The 1,858-nt window shown below is 58.7% G+C and carries 1 protein-coding gene; it reads left to right on the forward strand.

Annotated elements, in window-relative coordinates; translation table 11 throughout:
• The first annotated feature begins 428 nt into the window (after positions 1-428).
• Positions 429-1,850, forward strand: a complete 1,422-nt coding sequence (gene ltrA / locus CKW17_RS29430) for a group II intron reverse transcriptase/maturase (protein WP_095123442.1) — start codon at positions 429-431, stop codon at positions 1,848-1,850.
• Positions 1,851-1,858 lie beyond the last annotated feature (8 nt).

Consider the following 1,858-nt stretch of genomic DNA (forward strand, 5'->3'; position numbering starts at 1 on the left):
TTGTGCGCCAGGCATGGCGCGTTGCGCGTAAGCGCAACCAGTTTGGCTGTGGTGGCCATGCTGGTGACTTGGAGGTGAAAGTCCTCTACACACCCGGCAAGGGGAAGTGTTAGCCAGAGGCAAGGGTGTCGCGGGTGACTGCGAATCTGAAGGAAGCCCGAGGCAAAATGCTGGCCTGACGAACAGGAAGCGGATCAGGCGGCGTAGCGGGGTCAGGTGGCAATGCTCACTAAAGCCCAATACTTGCACGGAATGCTACGACGTAAATCCGACAGGCATAAGCAGGAAGGTCGCGCGAATTACCCTGGGAGATCTGCATGTTTGCCAGTGTGCTACCGAGCGTCGAGAGGCGACGGGATAAACGTGCAGAAGTCAGCCGAAGCCATAGTAAGTGACGAGTAACTCCGTCACCAAGGGCCGAACAGGTTATGCCGCCAGTAGGCGCCAGAGTCTCGTTGAATACCGAAATGCAGAAATTTCTCCCAGAGAAGACTGTTACTCCGAGTCCCGGACAGAATCCGAGGGTGACGGCTGACAGCGCAAAGGTATCGGCGGCGTCTGTGGCGTGGACGAAAGCGGAGCCGGACACGCTGATGGCGCGGGTGCTTGCACCGACCAACCTCAAGCGTGCGTATCAACGCGTAGTCAGCAACAAGGGCGCGCCGGGTGCCGATGGCATGACGGTCGACCAATTGGCGGGCTACGTGAAACAGTATTGGCCGATCCTCAAGGGTCGGTTGCTGGCCGGCGCGTACCACCCGCAAGGTGTGCGTGCCGTCGAAATCCCCAAGCCCAAAGGCGGTACAAGACAGCTGGGTATCCCCAGCGTCGTGGATCGTCTGATCCAGCAGGCGCTGCTGCAACAGCTCACGCCAATCTTTGACCCTTTGTTTTCGGACTACAGCTACGGTTTTCGTCCGGGCAGAAGCGCTCATCAAGCCATCGAAACCGCCCGCGGCCATGTGGCGGCGGGTCACCGTTGGTGCGTGGAACTCGATTTGGAGAAGTTCTTTGATCGGGTCAACCACGATGTATTGATGGTTTACGTAGCGCGCCAAATCGAAGACAAGCGTGTGCTCATGCTGATCCGCCGCTACCTCGAAGCGGGAACGATGTCAGGCGGTCTCGTCAGCCGACGGCAGGAAGGGACGCCGCAAGGCGGCCCGCTCTCGCCGTTGCTGTCGAACATCCTGCTCAACGAACTCGACCGCGAATTGGAACGGCGGGGCCATCGCTTCGTGCGTTATGCCGACGACGCCAACATTTATGTACGCAGTCGCCGTGCCGGCGCACGAGTGATGGCCGGCGTTGAGCGTTTTCTGAATCAGTGCCTGAAGCTGAGGCTGAACCGGGAAAAGAGCCGAGTAGCCGGGTCATGGATGTGTGATTACTTGGGTTATGGGATGAGCTGGCATCAACAGCCAAGGTTGCGAGTGGCCACGATGAGTCTGCGTCGCTTGCGCGACCGGCTCGGGGAGCTTCTGCGCGGAGCACGGGGGCGAAAAATGGCTTATACCATTGAGCGAATAAACCCTGTGCTCCGGGGGTGGGCTGGCTACTTCAAGCTCACTCAGGGCAAGCGTGCTCTGGAGAGACTTGATGGATGGGTGCGTCACAAGCTTCGCTGTGTTCTGTGGCGACAATGGAAACGGCCCTCTGCGAGGGCACGTAACCTGATGCTCTTGGGGATCGACGAGCAGCGCGCCTACCACTCAGCGTTCAATGGCAGAGGTCCTTGGTGGAATTCGGGAGCGCCACATATGAACCAGGCGCTACCAAAGAAACTCTGGGATGGACTCGGATTGGTCTCGATACTGGATACGATAAACCGACTTAATCGCACAATCTGAACCGCCGT

This window comes from Pseudomonas sp. Irchel s3f10 (assembly GCF_900187515.1).
In the GTDB taxonomy this organism is placed as follows: domain Bacteria; phylum Pseudomonadota; class Gammaproteobacteria; order Pseudomonadales; family Pseudomonadaceae; genus Aquipseudomonas; species Aquipseudomonas tensinigenes.